This window comes from Vibrio sp. DNB22_10_4, from assembly GCF_052879755.1.
This window is the reverse complement of record NZ_JBNNXW010000003.1, coordinates 281,968-303,460: the sequence shown is the minus strand read 5'-3', so window position 1 is coordinate 303,460 and position 21,493 is coordinate 281,968. Positions and strand designations below refer to the sequence as shown.

20 protein-coding genes are annotated in these 21,493 nt (G+C 46.5%); 18 read left to right on the top strand and 2 right to left on the bottom strand.

Features of this window, described 5'->3' with window-relative positions; genetic code table 11:
- Nucleotides 1-4 precede the first annotated feature (4 nt).
- Entirely contained in the window at nt 5-1,711 is a 1,707-nt protein-coding gene (locus ACVA6Q_RS12270) for an ATP-binding protein (protein WP_446647697.1), read from the top strand.
- 19 nt (nt 1,712-1,730) lie between these two features.
- Here ACVA6Q_RS12270 and pabB read toward each other — a convergent pair whose 3' ends face one another.
- On the bottom strand, nt 1,731-3,101 hold the full coding sequence (pabB, locus tag ACVA6Q_RS12265) for an aminodeoxychorismate synthase component 1 (protein WP_446647696.1): 1,371 nt from the start codon (nt 3,099-3,101) through the stop codon (nt 1,731-1,733).
- Between the two features lie 259 nt (nt 3,102-3,360).
- Here pabB and ACVA6Q_RS12260 point away from each other — a divergent pair, with 259 nt between their 5' ends.
- The 14 genes from ACVA6Q_RS12260 to mnhG all read left to right on the top strand — a co-directional run bounded on the left by ACVA6Q_RS12260 (nt 3,361) and on the right by mnhG (nt 17,524).
- Complete coding sequence (locus ACVA6Q_RS12260; RefSeq protein WP_418641522.1) at nt 3,361-4,881, top strand: fumarate hydratase; 1,521 nt, start codon at nt 3,361-3,363, stop codon at nt 4,879-4,881.
- A 141-nt stretch (nt 4,882-5,022) separates the two neighbouring features.
- Nucleotides 5,023-5,208 (top strand): hypothetical protein, encoded by a 186-nt coding sequence (locus ACVA6Q_RS12255; protein ID WP_006073687.1) that lies wholly within the window; start codon nt 5,023-5,025, stop codon nt 5,206-5,208.
- A 132-nt stretch (nt 5,209-5,340) separates the two neighbouring features.
- Nucleotides 5,341-6,714 carry a YcjX family protein gene (locus ACVA6Q_RS12250; protein WP_446647695.1) on the top strand — a complete coding sequence of 458 codons (1,374 nt, stop codon included), beginning with the start codon at nt 5,341-5,343 and terminating at the stop codon, nt 6,712-6,714.
- Nucleotides 6,711-7,730 carry a YcjF family protein gene (locus ACVA6Q_RS12245; RefSeq protein WP_446647694.1) on the top strand — a complete coding sequence of 340 codons (1,020 nt, stop codon included), beginning with the start codon at nt 6,711-6,713 and terminating at the stop codon, nt 7,728-7,730. Before ACVA6Q_RS12250 ends, ACVA6Q_RS12245 begins: the two co-directional genes overlap by 4 nt.
- A gap of 129 nt (nt 7,731-7,859) precedes the next feature.
- Nucleotides 7,860-9,278, top strand: coding sequence for an SLC13 family permease (locus ACVA6Q_RS12240; protein ID WP_446647693.1), 1,419 nt, complete (start codon nt 7,860-7,862; stop codon nt 9,276-9,278).
- A 6-nt stretch (nt 9,279-9,284) separates the two neighbouring features.
- A complete protein-coding gene (locus ACVA6Q_RS12235; RefSeq protein ID WP_446647692.1) occupies nt 9,285-10,610 on the top strand; it encodes an ATP-binding protein in 1,326 nt (441 codons plus the stop codon).
- A complete protein-coding gene (locus ACVA6Q_RS12230; protein ID WP_353498503.1) occupies nt 10,597-11,070 on the top strand; it encodes a response regulator in 474 nt (157 codons plus the stop codon). The genes ACVA6Q_RS12235 and ACVA6Q_RS12230 overlap by 14 nt, the downstream gene beginning before the upstream one ends.
- A 48-nt stretch (nt 11,071-11,118) precedes the next feature.
- Nucleotides 11,119-11,469 carry a rhodanese-like domain-containing protein gene (locus ACVA6Q_RS12225; protein WP_446647691.1) on the top strand — a complete coding sequence of 117 codons (351 nt, stop codon included), beginning with the start codon at nt 11,119-11,121 and terminating at the stop codon, nt 11,467-11,469.
- Between the two features lie 457 nt (nt 11,470-11,926).
- Nucleotides 11,927-14,584 (top strand): hydrogen gas-evolving membrane-bound hydrogenase subunit E, encoded by a 2,658-nt coding sequence (gene mbhE, locus ACVA6Q_RS12220; protein ID WP_446647774.1) that lies wholly within the window; start codon nt 11,927-11,929, stop codon nt 14,582-14,584.
- A complete protein-coding gene (locus tag ACVA6Q_RS12215) occupies nt 14,584-14,937 on the top strand; it encodes a Na+/H+ antiporter subunit C (protein WP_446647690.1) in 354 nt (117 codons plus the stop codon). The genes mbhE and ACVA6Q_RS12215 overlap by 1 nt, the downstream gene beginning before the upstream one ends.
- Nucleotides 14,937-16,442 carry a proton-conducting transporter transmembrane domain-containing protein gene (locus ACVA6Q_RS12210; RefSeq protein WP_446647689.1) on the top strand — a complete coding sequence of 502 codons (1,506 nt, stop codon included), beginning with the start codon at nt 14,937-14,939 and terminating at the stop codon, nt 16,440-16,442. Before ACVA6Q_RS12215 ends, ACVA6Q_RS12210 begins: the two co-directional genes overlap by 1 nt.
- Nucleotides 16,439-16,915 (top strand): Na+/H+ antiporter subunit E, encoded by a 477-nt coding sequence (locus ACVA6Q_RS12205; protein ID WP_353498508.1) that lies wholly within the window; start codon nt 16,439-16,441, stop codon nt 16,913-16,915. Before ACVA6Q_RS12210 ends, ACVA6Q_RS12205 begins: the two co-directional genes overlap by 4 nt.
- Complete coding sequence (locus ACVA6Q_RS12200; protein ID WP_446647688.1) at nt 16,908-17,231, top strand: cation:proton antiporter; 324 nt, start codon at nt 16,908-16,910, stop codon at nt 17,229-17,231. Before ACVA6Q_RS12205 ends, ACVA6Q_RS12200 begins: the two co-directional genes overlap by 8 nt.
- Nucleotides 17,228-17,524, top strand: a complete 297-nt coding sequence (mnhG, locus tag ACVA6Q_RS12195; protein ID WP_042498239.1) for a monovalent cation/H(+) antiporter subunit G — start codon at nt 17,228-17,230, stop codon at nt 17,522-17,524. The genes ACVA6Q_RS12200 and mnhG overlap by 4 nt, the downstream gene beginning before the upstream one ends.
- A 296-nt stretch (nt 17,525-17,820) precedes the next feature.
- Here mnhG and ACVA6Q_RS12190 read toward each other — a convergent pair whose 3' ends face one another.
- The gene (locus tag ACVA6Q_RS12190; RefSeq protein WP_446647687.1) at nt 17,821-18,153 is read right to left on the bottom strand and encodes a hypothetical protein; all 333 of its coding nucleotides are present in this window, start codon (nt 18,151-18,153) and stop codon (nt 17,821-17,823) included.
- A 475-nt stretch (nt 18,154-18,628) separates the two neighbouring features.
- On the opposite strand from ACVA6Q_RS12190, the gene brnQ reads away from it, so the two are divergent.
- From brnQ to ACVA6Q_RS12175, 3 genes are all read left to right on the top strand, one after another.
- Nucleotides 18,629-19,936 (top strand): branched-chain amino acid transport system II carrier protein, encoded by a 1,308-nt coding sequence (gene brnQ / locus ACVA6Q_RS12185; RefSeq protein ID WP_446647686.1) that lies wholly within the window; start codon nt 18,629-18,631, stop codon nt 19,934-19,936.
- A 379-nt stretch (nt 19,937-20,315) separates the two neighbouring features.
- Nucleotides 20,316-20,741, top strand: a complete 426-nt coding sequence (locus tag ACVA6Q_RS12180; protein WP_353498512.1) for a phosphate-starvation-inducible protein PsiE — start codon at nt 20,316-20,318, stop codon at nt 20,739-20,741.
- A gap of 63 nt (nt 20,742-20,804) precedes the next feature.
- Nucleotides 20,805-21,491 carry a glutathione S-transferase gene (locus ACVA6Q_RS12175; RefSeq protein ID WP_446647773.1) on the top strand — a complete coding sequence of 229 codons (687 nt, stop codon included), beginning with the start codon at nt 20,805-20,807 and terminating at the stop codon, nt 21,489-21,491.
- Nucleotides 21,492-21,493 lie beyond the last annotated feature (2 nt).

Below are 21,493 nucleotides of genomic sequence, written 5' to 3'. Positions count from 1 at the left end.
CACTATGCCCAGCAGTGCGGCGATCGAGCGCAAACTTAAACGAGAAATAGCCGCGAGAAAAGCAGCGGAAGCCTTACTCGAACAGAAGAGTTTAGAGCTTTTTAATGCTAATCAGCAGCTTGAGGTTGCACTCAAGCAAACGGAAGCACGCTCCGAAGCAAGTTTTAAACGTCTGGAGTTTCAGCAGAAAATCGAGCGTATCCTTATCCATTTCGGTCGGATTTTTTTGCGTGCCAACTTAGATGATGTACTGGTCGTGGATCTGGTTAATCAGCTCTCGGAAGTGACGGAAGATGTAGCATGTGCCATCGCTTTGCCAAGTGAGCTCCTCCCGGCAGTTACCCAATCTCACTATCAAACGACTAAATATGCCCAGCTTATTGTCGACGAGGGCTGTACGACATCTTGTATTTCTATTGAACTTGAGCAGAAGGTGATTGGTAAGCTTGAGTTAGGCGTTATTGAAACCACGTTTGATATGGACTTTGTTAACAGTCAGATGTCACTGGTGTGTGAGTTACTGGCCAGTTCGATTAACCGTCAAGTTATCAATCAACGCTTAGTTGAGTCAAAGGATCGTGCAGAGGCGTCGGAACGTTCGACTAGAGAGTTTTTGGCGATGATAAACCACGAGCTTCGAACTCCTTTAAATGGATTATTGGGTAGTGTCGAGCTATTGGCGGATACGGGATTATCAGATGCACAAAAAGATCTTCATCATAATCTCAGCCAATCGGGTCAACTACTGCGATCCATCATCAACGACTTGCTAGATTTCAGCAAGATTGACGCCGGTATGCTTGAGCTTATCGAATCAAAGTTCAGCTGGAACACTTTAGAGTCGACCTTAAAGAGTATTTTTGAACATAAAGCACAAGAGAAGCAGATTGGATTTACAATTAAAACACAGAATTTGGATAGCCAGCAGATCAACGGTGATTTAGAGAGAATTACTCAGATATTTGTAAATTTGATTGGCAATGCGATTAAGTTTACCGACAAAGGCGATGTTAGTGTCCATGTGGAAAATAGCGCCAATGGCCTTCAGGTATCCGTGACAGATACTGGTATCGGTATTAGTGAATCGGCTCAAAAGAAGTTGTTTCAGCCCTTTACTCAGGCCGATCGCTCTAGCTCGCGTAACTATGAAGGAACTGGGCTGGGGTTAGCTATTTGTCGCCGCTTGGTGGAGTTGATGGGGGGTAATATTTCGCTGGAAAGTGAACTCGGTGTCGGTACCACGTTCCATGTGTTTCTGCCCCTAAAAACGGAGTTGATTGAAGAAAAAACTGAAGCAGTTCAAGCCGATAGTAATCAAACATTAGACTTTTCAGCGTTGAAGATTCTTGTGGTCGACGACATAAAGATGAACCAAGTTATTATTACTAAGATGTTGAGTAAATTGGGTATCTCGCCTGACTTGGCAGTTAATGGCCTCGAAGCGGTTGAGCATGCGAGCCAGCAACAATACGACATTATTTTTATGGATTGTCGAATGCCGGTCATGGATGGATTTGAGGCGACCAAACGACTGCGCAGTGCGGAATATCGTAACCCAATAGTGGCTCTGACCGCTGGTACCACAACGGAAGAGCGTCAAAATTGTTACGATGTAGGGATGGATGACATACTGTCCAAACCCTACACCGCAAAAGATCTTACTCAAACATTGGCCAAGTGGGGGCCAAATTGGGGACTTGAAGCGATTTAGTGCTAGACCCCATCGAGTGTCATAAGCTGTCTAGTATAGGCAGTATCTTGCCTAGCTTGTGGTACGTCTCTTGATACTCATCGTCACAGTCACTGTCGGCCACTATGCCACCGCCCGCCCAAGCATAAATCTCACCTTGCGTCGCAATTAATGTACGAATAGTAATGCTGGTATCCATTACGCCATGGGCACTGATATAGCCAATGCTGCCGCAGTAGACACTGCGTCTGTGCGGCTCAAGCTCTTCAATGATCTCCATAGCTCGAACCTTTGGCGCACCAGTGATTGAGCCGCCAGGGAAGCATGCTCGCAATAGGTCAGTAGCTTGATATTGGCTATTCAGTTCTCCCGTTACCGTGCTCACTAAGTGATGAACAGCAGGGAAACTTTCAATATCAAATAACTTTGGCACCTTTACAGAGCCCGGCTTGGCCACGCGGCCAATATCGTTTCTTAGCAAATCGACGATCATCAAATTTTCGGCTTGATCTTTTGGCGCGTTAGCCAGATCGATTGCACTATTTTTGTCTTCAGTGGGGTCAACAAAACGTGGTCGGGTACCTTTAATTGGTTTAGTTTCAATGACGCGGTTATGAAGCTGCAAGAAACGCTCGGGTGAGATGCTTATAATCGCACTGTCTTCCAAACGGATAAATGCACTGAATGGTGCTTGATTGTGTTCATCTAAGACTTCAAAGGCATGCCATTCACTGCCAGAATACTGAGCACAGTGTCGCTGGGCTAGGTTTATCTGATAGCTATCACCTGCAGAAAGATACTCTTTCACTGAGTGGAAGCGTTGTTGATAACCGGTCTGGCTCATGTTGGATTGCCAAGGTGTGGTGAGCTGAAAAGGCAAGAGTGCTTTGCCCTGTTGGCTCTGCAGCCAAATGAGCTTGTTATTTGGCTCAATACCGATAATCACTGCTTTTTTCTGCTGGTGGTCGACCATCAGTGCCCAGTCGTAGATACCAATCGCCATATCTGGGGCGGCAATGTCATGATTTGCGGTCTCAGGAATACGTTCTACTCGTCTGCCTAGATCGTAGGCAAAGTACCCTAGCGCGCCGCCTAGAAACGGCCACTCGGTTTCTATGTCAGTATGCCCAATCTTTTCTGCAATCAGGTCATTGATAAGCGTGAATGGATCGTCGCTACGCGTTTCTTCCGCTCCATCATAGTGAATTTTTGATAGCTCACCATAGGTCTGCACCGTCGCAACTGGCTCAGCGACCAAAATATCAAAACGATTGTTTTCATGTTTTAAAGTCGAGGACTTCAGCAGCATAGCCCAAGGGAGCTGCTCGATAGTGGCAAAGTATTGTTTGGCTAAATCTGGCTGATAAGGCAGGTCAACGAATTGAATAGATTGGCTTTCTTTTTTGTTCATTTGCTTAAACTGTGACAGAAACGTTGTCGCACTCATGGCGCATAGTGGAAAGCAAGAGTATCATATTTTCACAACAAAAAGTCGGACATTTAGCCCTGATAACACTATGGTTAAAGTGAGTGGTACTAAGCGCTCTACTCGAAGTAGTCACTCGCTTGCTGATGGTTTTTGATAGACCAATAGTTTTTAACAGATCAATGAGTTTGATAGGTCAAACAGTTCGGCCTCCTGGAAGCTAAAATTATAAATGAGGTATTCAATGGCGGTTATTCGTAAAGAAGATGTGATCAGCTCTGTTGCTGATGCATTGCAATACATCTCGTATTACCATCCCCTCGATTTTGTTCAAGCCCTAGACAAAGCTTATCAAAAGGAAGAGAGCCAAGCGGCGAAAGACGCGATTGCTCAAATCCTAATTAACTCTCGCATGTCAGCAGAAGGTCACAGACCTATTTGTCAGGATACAGGTATCGTGACTTGTTTCGTGAACATTGGTATGAACGTTCAATGGGACAGCGACCTGACCGTACAAGAGATGATTGATGAAGGTGTTCGTCAAGGTTATACCAACCCAGACAACCCACTTCGAGCATCGGTTCTTAAAGATCCTGCGGGCAAGCGCATCAACACCAAAGACAATACGCCTGCCGTTGTGCACATCAACATGGTGCCGGGTGATAAGGTCGAAATCCAAATTGCGGCTAAAGGCGGCGGTTCTGAAAACAAAACCAAGATGGTGATGCTTAATCCATCAGATGATATTGCTGAATGGGTAGAGAAAACATTGCCAACGATGGGGGCTGGTTGGTGTCCACCGGGTATGCTTGGCATCGGTATTGGCGGTACGGCAGAGAAAGCTGCGGTGCTGGCAAAAGAGTCGCTAATGGAGCATATCGATATTCAAGAGCTTATCGACCGTGGCCCACAAAATGCGGAAGAAGAGCTTCGTCTCGACATCTTCAACCGAGTGAACAAACTCGGTATTGGTGCACAAGGTCTTGGCGGCCTAACGACGGTTGTTGATGTGAAAATCAAAACTGCGCCAACACACGCGGCGTCAAAGCCAGTGTGTATGATTCCAAACTGTGCAGCAACGCGCCACGTTCACTTTACGTTGGATGGCTCAGGACCTGCCGAGCTTACGCCACCTAAGCTTGAAGAGTGGCCAGATATCACTTGGGAAGCAGGCGCGAACACACGTCGTGTGAACCTTGATGAAATCACTAAAGAAGACGTTCAAGAGTGGAAGACAGGTGAAACAGTACTGCTTACCGGTAAAATTCTGACAGGTCGTGATGCAGCGCATAAGCGCATTCAGGGCATGTTAGAGAGCGGTGAAGGTTTGCCTGAAGGTGTAGATTTTAAAGGCAAGTTTATCTACTACGTAGGTCCTGTTGACGCAGTCGGCGATGAAGCGGTAGGCCCTGCTGGCCCAACAACATCGACGCGTATGGATAAGTTCACCGACATGATGCTGTCTGAAACAGGCCTAACGGGCATGATTGGTAAAGCCGAGCGCGGCCCTGCGGCGATTGAATCTATCAAAGAGCACAAAGCAGTCTACCTAATGGCGGTAGGCGGCGCGGCTTACCTTGTTGCGAAAGCGATTAAGAAAGCGAAAGTGGTTGCGTTTGAAGATTTGGGTATGGAAGCGATTTACGAGTTTGAAGTCGAAGACATGCCAGTCACGGTTGCGGTGGATTCAAGTGGTGCTAATGCTCACCAAATTGGTCCAGATACGTGGAAAGTGAAAATTGCGGAAGCGGAAAGCGCATCCTAATTTGAGTTTAAAAAAGTGAGTGTGTGAAGACATACTCACTTTTTTTTATCTATAATTCAGACATATACCCAAGTAGCTTTTTGGCATATTGAGGCAATTAGGGTATATACTCAAAGAAAAAGAACCAAGGAGAGTGCAAACATGCCTCGATTTATACAAATATTACAAATCGCGTTACTACTAGTAGTGGGTTTCTTTGTTGGCTATGACTTGATTTTACACGGCATCAGCATCTTCAATGAAAAGTACGTCACGATGGCGTGTGTGCTGACTGTACTGCTTGAGATTGCTCTGTTTGTTATTTACAAACTCATTGAGGATGATTAGTGCCAATTGGCCTATCTAAAAATCTCTAGAAACGCTCTAAACCCCTGAACTGTATCAGGGGTTTTTTGTTCATACTTGGTTAATCTCGTATAGTGCACACTGTTCCTCGTCTTTTGTATTGGAGTAAGTTGAATGAACCGCATTGGTCAAGAAGTCTCAGATTTGTTGCATCGAAGCCTAGATTCTCACGTTCGAATTGCTGTTACCGGTTTGTCCAGAGCGGGTAAGACCGCTTTTATCACCTCATTGGTGAACCAGTTACTTCATACTTCCACTCACGACAACTTGCCATTACTTGAGTGCGCGCGAGATGGGCGACTCATTGGAGCAAAGCGCGTTCCTCAGTCTAATTTAATGGTACCGCGCTTTGCCTATGATGATGCCATCGCACAGCTTCACGCTGAGCCACCAGAATGGCCGCAGCCAACGCGAGATGTGAGTGAAATTCGTTTGGCGCTGAAATATAAGCCAGCGAAAGGAGCGAAGCGTTTAATCAGCAAAACATCGACTCTATTTATTGATGTTATTGACTATCCAGGAGAGTGGCTGCTGGATTTACCTTTGCTTGACCTTTCCTTCGAAGAATGGAGCGAGCTGCAGTTTGCAAACTTGTCTGGTATTCGTAGCGAGTGTGCACAAGCTTGGCTTGCTGCACTGGAGACATTTGATGCAAAAGCAGAAGCTAACGAGAAAGTGATTGCTGAGATCTCTCAGGCCTTCACGGATTATCTGTTTGCTTGTAAAGATCGTGGCCTGCATTGGGTACAACCCGGTCGCTTTGTGTTGCCCGGTGAGCTTGCGGGTGCACCAGTGCTTCAGTTCTTCCCATGCAAGCCTCTAACGGACAAAGCAGAAAAGAACAGCGGTTACGCCATGCTGAAACGCCGCTACGAAGAGTATCAAACTAAAGTGGTTAAGCAGTTCTATAAAGAGCACTTCGCTACCTTTGATCGCCAAATCGTACTGGTGGATTGTCTGCAGCCACTGATGGCGGGGGACGAGGCATTCAATGATATGAAGCAGGCGCTTCAGCAGATCATGAAAAGCTTCCGTTATGGACAATCGAATTTGCTAAGACGCTTGTTTGCTTCGCGCATCGACAAAATATTATTTGCCGCGACAAAGGCAGACCATGTAACACCGAATCAGCACGGGAACTTGGTCAGCCTATTGCAACAGATGGTTCACCCAGCATGGCAAGAAACGGCGTTTGAAAATATTGAGATGAGCTGCATGAGCGTAGCATCTATTCAAGCAACGGAAGCCGGATTTGTCGGCAATGGCAGCGACAGTTCTCCAGCATTGCGTGGCACGACATTGGATAATCAAACATTAACGCTGTATCCCGGTGATGTGCCAGCAAGACTACCGAAGCCTGATTTTTGGCAGCAAAGCGGGTTTGAATTTACCTCATTCAGGCCTCTAGCGAGTGCGCAAGATGCACCTTGCGGTCATATTCGCCTTGATAAAGCGATGCAGTATTTAATTGGAGACAAACTTCGATGAGTGATATGAAAAACAGAAAAGTCTTTGATGAAGATTTGTCTAATGGAGAGCCAACATTAGACATGAACAGCCAAAAGCTGTTTGAGCCTGAGCAAACCTTTGTTCCCGTTGAGCAGGTTATTGTTGAAGACGAGGGTGATGCCGAGCTGGAGAAAACCATCCGTGGTAGTAGCAAGAAAGGTTGGATAGCGACGACATTTCTGACTGCGTTTGCAGGTCTCGTTGGCTGGCAAGCTATTGATAACGTAGTTACTGCGGCAACGACGGGCGACTATCTATCGCTTGGCTGGTCTGCTCTAGTGACTGGCGTTGCTGTCATGGGTATCGGTGCCTTTGGTAAAGAGCTCTTTAAACTTCGCAAATTGAAGAATCATTTTTCAGTGCAAGAAGAGGCGCAAGCGTTATTGGACAATGACGCGGTAGGTAAAGGCGAAAAGTTCTGTCAAAAGCTTGCTCACGAGGCGTCTATACCTGCAGAACATCCGGCTTTTGATCGTTGGCAAAATAGTGTGCACAGTGCCCATAGCGATGCGGAAGTGCTCGATATGTATCAATCTATGGTGCTGACAGAGCAGGACAAGAAAGCAATGGCGTCGGTCTCTAAGCTTTCTGGTGAAGCGGCGATTTTGGTGGCGTTAAGCCCACTCGCGATTGCTGACATGCTTCTAATTGCTTGGCGTAACTTCCGTATGATTGACAAAATCTCTGAAATCTATGGTGTTGAGCTAGGTTACTGGTCGAGATTGAAGCTGTTCAAATTGGTGTTGGTGAACATAGCGATTGCTGGGGCAAGTGAGCTAGCCATTGAATCGAGTGCTGACATATTGTCGATGAACCTGGCAGAAAAACTGTCTGCACGCGCAGGGCAAGGTTTAGGTGTGGGTTTGGTGACGGCTCGTTTAGGATTGAAGACCATCAATTTAATGCGTCCGATTCCATTTAAACAGGAACAGACACCGCGGCTTGGCTCAATTAGAAAGTCCGTGGTTGAAAGCCTCAAAAACAAACTGAGCTAAATTGATACTCAAATCACATTCCAAGAAACTTGATGATATTTATGAGGAAACTTTGATCCTACGCTAGTCCAAACTGGCATAGTGGCGTGATACTGCTCACAGTAATTTATTCTCAGGACGAGCAGTATCATGCAAAAATATCTGAAGTATATCATTCCGATATCGATCCCATTGATCGTACTACTTCTACCATTATCCGCATTCCCTTTCGAAGGATTGACCATAGTTCAGCAGCGCGTCATCGCCATCTTTTTATTGGCCGCACTTTGCTGGGTATTTGAACCTATTCCGATCTACGCCACCTCCGTTGTGATTATTGTTCTCGAGCTTTTGCTGGTGTCCAATAAAGGTGTTTATTTGTTCAGAATGGAAGAGGGGCAGCCACATTTTGGTGAGCTTCTCAATTACAACGAGATCATGGCGACCTTTGCGAGCCCAATCATCATGCTGTTTTTGGGGGGCTTCTTCCTTGCTATGGCGGCAACGAAATACCGTCTTGACGTCAACTTAGCTCGCGTATTGCTTAAACCTTTTGGAAGCGACCCGAAGTTTGTCATGTTGGGCTTGATGTTGATCACCGGTATCTTCTCGATGTTTATGTCAAACACGGCGACGACCGCGATGATGCTCTCGATTCTTACTCCGGTTATTGCAGTGTTTGGCCCTAAAGATCCGGGTCGTATCGCGTTTGCGCTGTGTATTCCCGTTGCCGCTAACATTGGTGGTATTGGTACGCCAATTGGTACGCCACCGAACGCAATTGCGCTCAAATACTTAGTGGGTGACAACTACATCAGCTTTGGTGAGTGGATGGCATTTGGTGTGCCGTTCGTCGTTGTCATGATGGCGCTGGCTTGGATGCTGATTAACTTCCTGTACAGTGCTGATCAAAAGAAAATCGAACTGTCGATCAAAGGTAAGTTCCTTAAAACTCCAAAAGCCATCATGGTGTACATCACGTTTGCTTTGACCATTATCCTCTGGCTAATGGGCTCAACACACGGCATGAACTCATACACAGTTGCGCTTATTCCGGTCGCCATTTTCTCGCTGACTGGCATCATCAATAAAGAAGATCTGAAAAAGATCTCGTGGGATGTACTGTGGTTGGTATCAGGTGGTATCGCGTTGGGTCTAGCGCTTGATAAAACAGGGCTTGCTCGCCTCGTTGTTCACAGCATTCCGTTTGATGAATTCTCTCCTTACGTTGTGTTATTTGGCGCTGCATTTCTATGTTTGGTGATGGCGAACTTTATGTCCCATACCGCAACGGCAAACCTATTGATGCCTATCATGGCGGCACTAGGTACCTCAATGACTTCTTTAACGCCGTTAGGCGGGGAGTTGACACTCATTCTTGTCGTTACCTTTGCTGCATCACTCGGTATGTCTCTACCGATTAGTACGCCGCCAAATGCATTGGCTCATGCGACAGGCCATGTACAAAGCAGTCAGATGGCACGCGTTGGCGTGATATTGGGTGTGGTGGGCGTATTGCTGAGCTTTGTCTTAGTGTGGCTGCTGCACGCAGTTGGACATATAGGGTAGGTGCCAATGGATTTGTTGGTTCGTCATTATTTTTCAGAGCCAAGTCGTCAAGTTACTTTCGATGCCGAAGAGGTGGTGCTGCGCCAAGAAGCGCACAATGACCGTCTGTATTACGTGCTAGAAGGAGAGCTTGAGGGCTACTTTGAAAGTGAACAAGATGGCAAGCTCACGAAGCTCTTCAATGCCTCGAATGGGGCATTTATTGGTGTGCACAGTTTCTTTTCTGGTACCTGGGTCGCTTCATCGACGGTGATTGCTAAAACCAAAGTGACGCTGGCTTGGATAGATAAACATACTGAGCCAGTCGAACCGCAGCAATACGGTCCATTGAGTGCCCAGTTTATGCCGGTGATGGTCAATGAGCTATCAAGACGTCAAAGGCGCGCTAAGCAAGAAGCACTAGCCAAAGAGAAAGCGCTTCAACGCCTGCATACTGCGGAGCAGATGACCACCTTGGGTCAATTAGCGGCTGGGATTGCACATGAGTTGAATAATGCCATTGGCGTGGTGAGCAGCAAAACAGAACGAATGCAGCAAGATTTGTTGCAACTCCTTGAAGAGCTACACCCGGAAGTCAGTGGCTATTTCGATGTCGGTCTGATGCTCGGTCAAACGGTTTCTTCCAGTGAGGTACGCCGAATTGCCAAGCGTTACCAAAGTGATTATCGCTTAGAGAGAGACACGGCTAAGCAACTGGCGAGAGCGCTAGGCAATAACCCAGTCCCCGAGTCTTGGTTGCATGATCCTCAGAAAGCGCTCAAATACTGGGGGATGGGACGGGATCTACACGACCTCAAAATTGCTGCGAGGCATACCGTTGGCATCGTCAAATCTGTGAAGCAACTCGGGCGTACTGATGGTGAGCCCGATGAGCTGCTTGATATAAACGATACCATCAATAAAGCACTAGCACTGTTGCAAAGTGATTTGAGAAGGGTGTCAGTTCGTGTTCAACCAGCGGTTCTGCCGTTAATAAAAGGGGCATCGACGGAGTATGTGCAGATTTGGAGCAACATTTTAAAGAATGCTTGTGATGCACTTTCCCAAACGGATGCGCCCAATATCGATATTCAAACCAAGTTTGTGAATCAACGTATTCTGGTGACCATTGCCAATAATGGACCGGAAATCGATGAGTCCACACGCCGAAAAATCTTTCAGCCTAACTTCACAACAAAAAAAGGCGGACTGTCTTTTGGCTTGGGGTTAGGACTATCAATTGTGAAAAGAATCGTCAGCGAGATAGGTGGCACGATTGCTGTTAAAAGCGATGAAACACGCACTATCTTTCGCGTCAAGTTACCAGTAGGAGAAGCATATGGAGAAGCTTAACGTCATTTGTGTGGATGACCAGAGAGAAGTACTCAGCGCCGTCATTCAAGATCTTGAGCCGCTATCAAGCTGGCTGAATATTGAAGACTGTGAGTCGGGCGAAGAAGTACTGGATCTTATTGAAGACCTTGATGCGGAAGGTGAAAGTATCGCGGTGATTGTCTCGGATCATGTGATGCCGGGAATGACCGGGGTAGAGCTGCTGACTGAGCTTTCAGGTGACAGTCGATTCAAAGAAACAAAAAAGGTGCTGCTCACTGGTCAAGCGACGCACTCAGATACCATTACTGCGATTAACACTGCGGGTGTCAGCCACTACTTTGAGAAGCCTTGGAAGGCCGAAGAGCTTGTGAGTTGCGTTCGTTCATTGGTAACGGCCTATATATTTGATCGCGGTTTTGACTATCAGCCGTATCATGAACATCTAGACCAAAACATTGTGCTAGAGAGGCTACGCTAGACTTGTTTTAGACAACGGCTGCTCAGTGTGATGCTCAAGGAGGGAAGAATGAAGGTTATGTCTCGCTATATTGTACTTAGTTTATTGTTTGTTTTAGGGGCCGCTCATGCCAGTGAACGAGCAAAACAGGGCTGGCAAATGATTGAGCAAGGCGCAATGGTCATCGACGTTCGTACTCCAGAAGAGTTTAATGCTGGGCATTTAGACCAAGCCGTCAACTATCCACTTTCTGAGTTGGACAAGCACATCGCTGCACTCGATAAGTCTCAACCTATAGTGCTTTACTGCCGCAGTGGTAATCGCTCTGGGCAAGCACTGGCTTATATGGAGTCTAAAGGCTTCACAGCACTTCACAATGCCGGTGGGCTAAATGAGATGAACATCGAATCTCCACAATAAGCTATCGCTTGGAACTCCTCGCCCGAAATGTGGTCAATCATTTCGGGCGTTTTACTTTTTACTACGCCACACTTAGCCGTTTATCCCTATCTCCGGGGGATACTCACGTTATTGCTTCCTCCGCTTAATTTCCCTTGCTGTGACAGTTCGTTACAAATGCTCATGAATTTTGTTGAGATCGCAATACTTCGCTGCAAATAGTCGAACTTTTACATCCAAAGAAACGCTTCTTTTAACTCTTCAATCAAATCTTACAGTTCCTACCTAGAGCCTTGTAACCATTCGAGGATAGAATTAAGTTCGAATTTTGTATTGCATATGTGGTTTTTGGTTCGGAATTTCCGATGTTTTTATCAGGGAGCCCAAGAAGGGAGAAAGACAACCAACTCACTATGTGCAGAGAAAGAGAGAAGTGAGTGTTAACTTGAGTATCGAGAGAGCCGTAATAAATAGCGGGATACAAAGCCAGAGCAGCGGTAGAGGCCAGAGTTCGTCGTCTCCGCTATTTGGCCTTTTTGCGTTGTTTCCGTTTTTGATCTTAACAACCGTCTTGTCGTTGTATGATCCTCAGGGCGTCAGTTGGAGTTTTCCTTGGGTTCCGAGCCTAGGTCTGGCGTTAAGTTTCCGGCTGGATGGACTATCGTTTCTGTTTGCTTGCTTGATTAGCGGTATCGGTACTATGGTGCAGATCTATGCGCTGGCTTATCTTAAAGAGCACAAACAGAGACTCGCATTTCACTGTTACTTGACCGCGTTTATGGTCGCCATGCTTGGCGTTGTTCTCAGCGATAATGTGTTGCTATTGTTTGTATTTTGGGAATTGACGACGGTTACCTCGTATCTGCTCATCGGCTTTAACCACGAAGCGCTCAAGTCTCGAAAGAATGCGCTGCAATCACTGCTTATTACGGGCGCTGGTGGGTTAGCATTACTTGCTGGCCTGATTATGCTTGGCTCCATGGCGGGCAGCTATGAGCTGACCAGTATCTTGGCGCAAGTAGGCGAGATCTCAAATCACGCTCTGTTTTTACCCTCTTTGGTTCTTATTTTGTTGGGTGCGCTGACTAAGTCTGCTCAGTTCCCGTTTCACTTCTGGCTGCCTAATGCAATGGCAGCGCCAACGCCAGTGAGTGCTTATCTGCACTCCGCTACAATGGTTAAAGCGGGTATCTACCTGCTGGCAGTGGTATCACCCATCTATTCTCACTCAGAGGTCTGGTTCTATACGCTGACCTTACTCGGCGGTTTTACTGCGTTGTGGTGCGCGCTGATGGCGCTCAAGCAAACTGATTTGAAACTCATGTTGGCATACAGCACGACCGTAGTACTCGGAAAGCTGACCTTTTTGCTTGGTATTGGAAGTGACGTAGCACTTAAGTCGGCACTGATGCTGATTGTTGCTCATGCCCTGTACAAAGCTGGCCTGTTCATGGTGGTCGGCAACATTGATAAAGCAGCGGGCACACGTGAAATCAGTCAGCTTCGTGGTTTACGTTCTGTGCTAAAAATCAGCTTTGTCGCCGCGGTTGTTGCTGTGCTTTCGACCTCTGGTGTGCCGCCTCTTCCTGGCTTTTTGGGTAAGGAGTACATGTACAAAGCGGGGTTGGAAGTCAGCAATTGGGCAGTCTTTCTGATGGTATTAGTGAATGCGCTTACCGTGACACTGGTTATGGCGCTGTTAATTAAACCTTTTACTACACGTCATCAAGGTGAGCCGACACAAGTTAAGCCCGTTGAACTCAATAAAGGGTTGTGGATGCCACCATTTATGCTGGCCATCATCAGCGTTTTGGCGACGGTCATTGGTCTAGGGTGGCTTAATGAGCAAGTGATTATTCCTGGCGTGACCACGATAGCGCCGGTGTCGACGCCTGAGCCAGTGAAAATGTGGCATGGTATCAACACGCCGCTCATCCTGAGTGTTGTGACTTTGGCACTGGGCGTGCTGCTTTATAAAGTGTATCCGTCACTGACCACATTGCTTGATCGTCAGTTGTCAAAAATGCCGTGTGCAAATCGTGTCTTCGATAATCTGCTGCACGCTATGGTGAGCTTTGCGAAGTGGCAAACGAACTTGCTTCAGACAAAACGAATGAGTGTTTATGGACTGCTTTCATTTGGAACCTTGGCGGTGCTGCTTATTTCCCATACTCCGATGTCGTTTAGTCAATTTACAGGTCGACTGGAGGGTATCAAGCTTTACGAAGTCGTTATAGCAGCTCTACTCATCGCGTCGTCCTTCGTGGTGATTATTTCCAGAACAAAATTCTTAGCGGTCGCAGCTCTCGGCATGATTGGCTTCATGACCACATTGGTGTTCATGATTTATAGCGCACCCGATGTCGCTAAGACTCAGCTATTGGTTGAAACCTTGATGGTGGTCTTCTTAGTACTGCTAATGCGTCATTTACCAAAACTATCGACGGTGAAGCAGCACTCCAAAGGTCGCCGCGCTCTGCACGCCCTGGTTGCGGGTTCAATAGGCGTTGCCGTTGCTATGGTGCTGATTTCTATTACCGCCGAACCTATCGATATGTCGGTTTCTCAGTTCTTTAATGAGCAAAGCGTACCGGGCGGTCATGGCCGCAACATCGTCAACGTCATTTTGGTTGATTTCCGCGCCTTCGATACCTTTGGTGAGGTACTGGTTGTGGCACTAGCTGGCCTGTGTGCGGTGAGCCTACTTAAACCTGGCAGTGTGCCATCGACCAAGGTGAAGTCACTTATCTTAGGTACGGCATCGCACATCGTTGCCGCCCTTATGTTGGTGTTCTCGCTTTATCTACTCATGCGCGGTCATAACTCTCCGGGTGGTGGTTTTATCGGTGCGCTGATCGCCGTTATTGGTCTGTCGCTGCTCATGTTTGCCGAGTCTCCACAGTATGTGCGAGAAAGGCTGCATTACGCGCCGTTCAGCATCGCTATGCTCGGTGTCTTCATTAGTTTTGCCGCGGGTGCCGTGAGCTTAGTGTTTAATCTGCCATTCCTAACGGGTCTTTGGTGGAAAGATGTACTGCCACTGGGTACGCCATTAATTTTCGATATTGGTATTTATCTGGGTGTCATTGGTGGGGTGATGGGAATGATCCTCCATGTAACGGAGGAGATGGACTGATGGAAATGTTGTGGAGTGTTGTTGTTGGTGTGTTTGTCGCATCTGGTATTTATTTGATGCTGGAAAGACATTTGCTCAGAGTCCTATTTGGTCTGACTTTGCTGAGTAGCGCAGTCAATCTAGCCATCTTTAATGCAGGTCGACTAACGCCAGGAAATCCGCCGCTCATTGATGCTGATTCTGTCGTGCCACATATGGATGCTGCGAACCCGTTACCACAAGCGCTGATCTTAACGGCCATTGTGATTGGCTTTGGGCTCTTAGTGTTTGCTTTGGTGCTGTTCTACCGCGCTTATGAAGAAACGCAGTCAGCAGATATTGATGAAATGAAGTACTCAGAGGAGCAGGTGTAATGTCAATGTGGTTAACCTTGCCTGTTATCATGTCTGTCTTGACCGCTGTGTTAGTGTTCTTCGCCAGACATAACCATAAGCTTGCTGAAGCAGTAAGTGGCACCAGTGCACTGTTTACTTTGCTAGGCAGTGTGTTGTTATTGAATGGCGTTTTAGACCACGGCCCTCAAGCAGTCGCATTCGGCCAGTGGGCAGCGCCATTTGGCATCGTGTTCGTCGCCGATTTTTTAGCGGCAGCGATGGTGGTCATTACCGCCATTATCGGTGTGGTAAGTGTGTTTTATGCCATGGCGGATCTAAAGCAGAAACCGTCCTACGGCGTATTTCATTCGCTGATTCATGTGCTTTTAGCAGGTGTGTACGGCGCATTCTTAACCGGTGATATCTTCAACCTTTACGTTTGGTTTGAAGTTATGCTGATCGCGTCATTTGGCCTTATGGTGCTGGATGCGAATCGTAAGCAAGTTGATGGCGCGGTAAAGTATGTAATGCTGAACTTTATCTCGACGCTGATGTTCTTGTTGGCGATTGGTCTGCTATACGGCGCAACCGGTACGCTGAGTTTGGCTGACTTACACAGTAAGGCGGCAGACATTGCACCACAAACCAAGGTATTGCTTGCGGCATTATTCCTGTTTGGCTTTGCGGTTAAATCAGCGTTATTTCCATTGTTTGCGTGGCTGCCTGCGTCATACCACACGTTGCCAAGTGGTGTAGTGGCACTATTCGCTGCGCTACTGACCAAGGTGGGTATTTATGCGCTAATGCGTGTGTTTACCTTGGTATTTCCTTTGGCCGACAGTGGCTGGCAGCCTCTGATGATTTGGGTGGCTGCGCTGACGATGCTGACAGGCGTACTGGGAGCCGCGAGCCAATATAACGTAAAGAAAATCCTCTCTTTCCACATCATCAGCCAAATTGGCTACATGGTGATGGGACTAGCACTGTATACACCGCTTGCTTTGGCGGGCGCTATTTTCTACATCGTGCACCACATAATCGTCAAAGCGAATCTGTTTTTGATAGGCGGTCTTGTCGAGCGTAAGCATCAAACTAGCGAGTTAAGTGAGTTAGGTGGCATGTACAAAGCGACGCCTTGGCTTGCGTTCTTGTTCTTAGTACCAGCGTTTTCACTGGCTGGCTTCCCACCATTATCAGGGTTTTGGGGCAAGTTCTTGGTCATCAAAGATAGCCTGCAAAACGAGTACTACATGCTAGCTGGTGTCGCACTGTTTGTTGGCCTGCTTACTATCTTCTCAATGACCAAGATCTGGAGTGAGGTGTTTTGGAAGGCCAAACCGTCTAAGCAAGACGGAGAGATGCCTGTAGAAAAACTGTGCAGCAAAACCAGAGCGCTTTATTACGCGCCAATCGTTGTGTTGACTTCAATGACCTTGGTTATTGGCTTTGCAGCAGAGCCGTTCTTTCAGTTTGCCTTTACCGCAGCAGAGCAACTTCTCGAACCTAGCGCTTATATCAACGCCGTTTTAGGAGGTGGCGCATGAATTATTTCTTCCTAAATGTCTTCTTGGGTGGCGCATGGATGATGCTCAATGGTGAGTATACCGGCTTGAGTTTCGTCACCGGTTTTGTGGTGGGCTATTTCGCTCTTAGGTTGAGCCAGCCGTTTGGGCTTAAATCGAGTTACTTCAAACGGTTCAGTGCTTCGATAAAGCTGTTTCTTTATTTTTGCTACGAAATGCTGGTGTCCGCCGCTCATGTTGTGTGGGACGTTGTCACGCCCACCCATCTAAGTGATCCAGACATCATTTATGTGCCGTTGGATGTCACCTCAGATCTTGAGATCACGCTGCTGGCAAACATGGTGTCACTTACCCCAGGCAGCTTGAGTCTGGATGTGACTGAAGATAAGAAACATTTGGTTGTTCATGCCATGTTCGCACCAGATCACGACGATGTGATTCGCTCAATAAAGAATGGGATGGAAAAACGAATTCTGGAGGTGACACGTGGATAGCTGGCTGTCATTTAGTATCAATTTTGCCTATGTAGGCATGCTGTTTAGTTTGGTGTTGGTGTTTATCCGATTGATTAAAGGGCCGACGCTCGCTGACCGAGTGGTTGCACTGGATCTTATTGCCTTTATCACGGTTGGTTTTATTGCTGTGCACACACTAGCGAGTGGCCAAAAGTCGCTACTTGACGTGGCGATCACGCTCGGATTGGTGGCGTTTTTAGGCACTATCGCGTTTGCTGGTTTTATTGCTAAGCAAAACCAGCAACAAAATGAAGCGGAAAATCAGAAGAATCTTGAGGAAGGGGGCAAGTCATGACGTTTTTAACTGGGCTTTTACTCTGTTTAGGCACTTTCTTTGTGCTGGTGGCGAGTATTGGGGTACTGCGTATGCCGGATCTCTATACGCGAATGCATGCCTCGACTAAAGCTAACACCATGGGGTTGACCGCATTATTGGCTGCTGTGGCAGTAGGTATGCCAGACGTGACCGTTGTCTCCCGAGTTCTCGGTACCATGCTGTTTATCCTGTTGACGGCGCCAGTCGCTGCGCACCTACTCAGCAAAAGCATGTATTGGAATGGCTACAAGATGTGGCGCAAAGATAAGTAAATTGCCGAGTGCCTACCTATCTCTGGATAAGCACTCGTGCACTATCGGTTTTTTAATCGTGAAACAAAAGGAGCGTTTATGCGCAGAAAAGAAATCACCTTACTAGTGATAGCCTGTGTTTGCTTTTTGGTAACCTTGGTAGTGGGTAAGTAAAGGTTATCGGAAAGTGGTGTTTGCGGGATTGAGCTAGAAAGCTCGCAGATACGAAAGCACTCGCCCTAAATGCAGTATCGATGTGCGTTAGGTTTTCATCATCGATACTGCTTATTCGCTGTTATATAGAGCCAAATTAGTTCTCAGTCACTAAAATCAAACGCTGGATAAGTCACTCGAATTCGGCGTTGTTCAGACATCAAACGTTTGAAAGATAATGTCTCAGTGAGTGAGATGATCGCTTGCTGCTCATCATTTTTTAGCACTGCGCCCGCGACACTGTCGCTGGTGCCATCATTAAATGCAATCTCTCCTTGGAATATGTACTCCGCATTCAGCGAAGTCCGCTCTGTTGAAATAACGATATTACTTTCTGCAATCTGCAATACCTCGTAACTGTGATTGGCTAAATGCAGCGTCGGTCGCTCTTTAGTTGGATAGGTAAGTCGATAGTGACGTCTTTGATTTTCACTCATGGTTTTCGTTCCTAACGCGAATGATGTGAAAACAAGTTAGTAGATAACAGGCGCTAGTCGACCTTTCATACTAGTTTGGACGATAAGTGTTAACTGAATCGCATTTATTGAGAACAAAGGCTCAACGGTGTTGTGTAGATAAAATATTGAAAATGCCTGATCTGCGAATAGACCAGCGTGCTTTGGAGAAATTGAATCAACTGGAGCAAGAACTACGAGCACAAATAGTGATGAGGTGTTGATGCCGAATTAGTATTGGTATTGAGAATATAATTAAGATGGAAAGGGGGTTGGGTGGCTATCATTTGTACTGCGAATAGGCTTTATAGCTGCTTGTTTGGCTATTATTGGTGATAAGTTCTGACTTTTGTCTAAATCTTGCAAGCTATGACTTATTTGGTTCTGAGCGGTTGCGTTAAATGTCTCATCTACATTAGGGTCTTTGTCCGCTAAATGATTTGTATGAGGAATCGCGATGTTAAGCGCTCGCAATATTGCCGCACTAGGCTTTATGACGTTTGCCATGTACTTGGGGGCTGGCAACCTTATCTTTCCACCATTTTTGGGCTATCAAGCAGGAGAAAACTATCTCAGTGGTATGCTCGGGTTTTTGCTCACTGGTGTTGGTCTTCCCGCAATGGCGTTAGTAATGGTTGCTATTGTTAATGGTTCAGACAAATTGACCTCCGCATTGCCAAAACCATTGGCAACAAGCTTTTGGGTGATGGTATTTATTGTCATCGGTCCTGCATTTGTAATACCTAGAGCTATCACCGTTGCATATCAATTCAGTTTTGCACCGATTTTCGGGGAGTCTGCTCTACTCCCATTCACAGCTATTTTTTGCTTGGTCACCATTTTGTTTGCACTATACCCAGGTAAACTCATCGATACTCTGGGAAAGATTTTGACACCTGCGTTGATGGCTATTTTGTTGGTAATGTCGGTGACTGCTCTCATCTATCCAGCAGGCGATTTAACCCGTGCAAGTGGGTCGTATATTAACAATGCTTTCTCTGAGGGTCTCACTCAAGGCTATATGACCATGGATGCGTTAGGCTCCATTGGCTTTGGTTGGATTATTTTCCGTGCTATTCGCAGTATGGGAATAGAGTGTCCAAGGTTGACAGCGCGATACACTCTGATAGCCGCTATGATGTATGCTGTCGCCATGGCTTTTGTCTATGTATCTCTGTCTTATATCGGCTCCACTAGCTCTTACTTAGCAGCCGAGTTTGGTAACGGTGGGGATATTTTAACGGCCTTTGCCTTTAATCACTTTGGTGCTTTCGGTTCGCTGTTGCTTGGTGCTGTGATGGTACTTGCTTGTTTAACGACAGCGATTGGAGTGACAACAGCTGGCAGCGAATTTTATGACAAAACATTTACCAAACTGTCATACAAAGGTTCTGTTGTCATTACTATGGTGCTTGCGGGACTAATTGCTAACGTTGGTTTAGAACAGTTGCTTGCAATAACACTGCCAGCCGTTGTGGCGCTGCACCCAGTAGCCATCGCTCTAATGCTAATTGCACCAATTCGAAACAAACTATCTCGTGCTATGATTGTTTTCTCTGCTTTCACTGCACTTGTTTTTGGCTGTGTCGATGCGTTGCATGTTCTAGGGCACATACCGGATTCAATGAACATTTGGTTTGAGAATAGCATGCCGCTATACAAGTACTTTGCTACTTGGGTCGTACCAACTATCTTGATGATAGTGATTGGACTTGTCCTGGCTAGCCCGAAAAAACAGGCAGTGACGGAAGAGCTCACAAGTTAATTGTTAGTTGTGCTGTTTTATCGTAACCAAAGCTCGTATTACTCGGGCTTTTTCATTCTTGAATAGCACAAGATCTCTTTCTTCAACAAAAGGACTATTGGTCATTTTAGTGAGTTTTATCGTGGTGTTAGCGGCGTATATTTATTTGGTTGGGATGCTTCCTTGCGAACATATTACGCTATCTTATGGTCAAACTCACCAACACCAATCTGTTTGGGCATCCGTTTCCCTAGTTGTTAGGTACAAGGGCAATAAGTTCATGTTAGAGGTGCTAGAGAGTCAACAGGGCGAAAGGAGTAAATGTGCTATGGTGCGTATTCTTTATCCCTGTAAAAATGTGCTAGAGTAAAAACATAACTAACAATAACTTAGAAAGTTTATGCCTTCACATTTACCTAAATCGTTTAGTAAGCCGTTTTTAAAAATATTTTATGTGCTCGAAGCCGTGCTGCTGGTGGCGATTACGCTTGCCACCATTTACGCCATGGTTGAAGAGTTCATGCACGTCTTTACTGAACGTCGAGTGCTGCTCACTGATATCCTGCTGATGTTTATTTACCTAGAAGTTCTCGCTATGGTGCAGCAGTTCGTCGTGAACGGAAAAATTCCAGTTAGATATCCAATCTATATTGCCATGATGGCCATTGCTCGCTATATCACACTTGGGATGAAAGAAATGGACGCAACCATAGTCGTTTGGCTATCGGTAGCGGCATTTGTTTTGGCGGCCGCGACTTTGCTTATTCGAGTAGGGCACCATTACTGGCCCTATGTGGATAGAGATAACAACAAGCCTCAAGAGTAATTCGAGTGGTAAGATAGTGGCTTATGAGGCACAAAGCGTCAGAGGATGTTAATAGTGGAATCCATGCCCATTCTTTATTCTCTGCACAATTGCCCTTTTGCAATACGTGCTCGGATGGCGCTGATTAAAGCTCAGCAACGAGTACGTATTCGCTCAATTAAGCTAGACAATAAGCCCGCCGAACTCCTGCAAGCCTCTCCAAAGGCCAGTGTGCCGGTACTCGTGGTTTCAGAAAGTCAGCAATCGCTGTTGGCTGATGAGACGCACGTTCTAGAACAAAGTTTGGATATCATGGTTTGGGCGTTGTCGAAAAATGATCCTCATGGATTATTGGGAGAGGATAGTCACAATCAGCTTCCAATTATGCTGACATTGATTGAGGGATTTGAACGAGATTTTGACCCAGCACTCAACGCGTTTGGATGCGCTAAACGCTACCATGAAGATTCAATGAACCCTCTGCGGCAAGAATGTGAGCGTGAGCTGGCCAAGCTCGAACTTCGTCTTTCAGAGCACCCGTTTCTGTTTGGAGAGCGCGAAAGCCTCGTTGATATCGCCTTACTGCCATTTATTAGAAAGTTCGCTCGTATCGACAAGCAGTGGTTTCGAGAAGCGCCTTATCCCAAGGTACGTGACTGGTTGACTCGTTATCTAAATAGCCCGTTTTTTTCCAAAGTCATGGCAAAGCAGCCGCTGTGGTCAGTAGAGCAAGCTGATGTCTATTTTGGTGACTATCAGTATAAGCGTTGAAA

Bases quoted from the DNA above. Each gene is read 5' to 3' on its own strand.
- ACVA6Q_RS12270 (WP_446647697.1), top strand. From the start codon at position 5: ATGCCCAGCAGTGCGGCGATCGAGCGCAAACTTAAACGAGAAATAGCC.
- pabB (WP_446647696.1), bottom strand. From the start codon at position 3,101: ATGAACAAAAAAGAAAGCCAATCTATTCAATTCGTTGACCTGCCTTAT.
- ACVA6Q_RS12260 (WP_418641522.1), top strand. From the start codon at position 3,361: ATGGCGGTTATTCGTAAAGAAGATGTGATCAGCTCTGTTGCTGATGCA.
- ACVA6Q_RS12255 (WP_006073687.1), top strand. From the start codon at position 5,023: ATGCCTCGATTTATACAAATATTACAAATCGCGTTACTACTAGTAGTG.
- ACVA6Q_RS12250 (WP_446647695.1), top strand. From the start codon at position 5,341: ATGAACCGCATTGGTCAAGAAGTCTCAGATTTGTTGCATCGAAGCCTA.
- ACVA6Q_RS12245 (WP_446647694.1), top strand. From the start codon at position 6,711: ATGAGTGATATGAAAAACAGAAAAGTCTTTGATGAAGATTTGTCTAAT.
- ACVA6Q_RS12240 (WP_446647693.1), top strand. From the start codon at position 7,860: ATGCAAAAATATCTGAAGTATATCATTCCGATATCGATCCCATTGATC.
- ACVA6Q_RS12235 (WP_446647692.1), top strand. From the start codon at position 9,285: ATGGATTTGTTGGTTCGTCATTATTTTTCAGAGCCAAGTCGTCAAGTT.
- ACVA6Q_RS12230 (WP_353498503.1), top strand. From the start codon at position 10,597: ATGGAGAAGCTTAACGTCATTTGTGTGGATGACCAGAGAGAAGTACTC.
- ACVA6Q_RS12225 (WP_446647691.1), top strand. From the start codon at position 11,119: ATGAAGGTTATGTCTCGCTATATTGTACTTAGTTTATTGTTTGTTTTA.
- ACVA6Q_RS12215 (WP_446647690.1), top strand. From the start codon at position 14,584: ATGGAAATGTTGTGGAGTGTTGTTGTTGGTGTGTTTGTCGCATCTGGT.
- ACVA6Q_RS12210 (WP_446647689.1), top strand. From the start codon at position 14,937: ATGTCAATGTGGTTAACCTTGCCTGTTATCATGTCTGTCTTGACCGCT.
- ACVA6Q_RS12205 (WP_353498508.1), top strand. From the start codon at position 16,439: ATGAATTATTTCTTCCTAAATGTCTTCTTGGGTGGCGCATGGATGATG.
- mnhG (WP_042498239.1), top strand. From the start codon at position 17,228: ATGACGTTTTTAACTGGGCTTTTACTCTGTTTAGGCACTTTCTTTGTG.
- ACVA6Q_RS12190 (WP_446647687.1), bottom strand. From the start codon at position 18,153: ATGAGTGAAAATCAAAGACGTCACTATCGACTTACCTATCCAACTAAA.
- brnQ (WP_446647686.1), top strand. From the start codon at position 18,629: ATGTTAAGCGCTCGCAATATTGCCGCACTAGGCTTTATGACGTTTGCC.
- ACVA6Q_RS12180 (WP_353498512.1), top strand. From the start codon at position 20,316: ATGCCTTCACATTTACCTAAATCGTTTAGTAAGCCGTTTTTAAAAATA.
- ACVA6Q_RS12175 (WP_446647773.1), top strand. From the start codon at position 20,805: ATGCCCATTCTTTATTCTCTGCACAATTGCCCTTTTGCAATACGTGCT.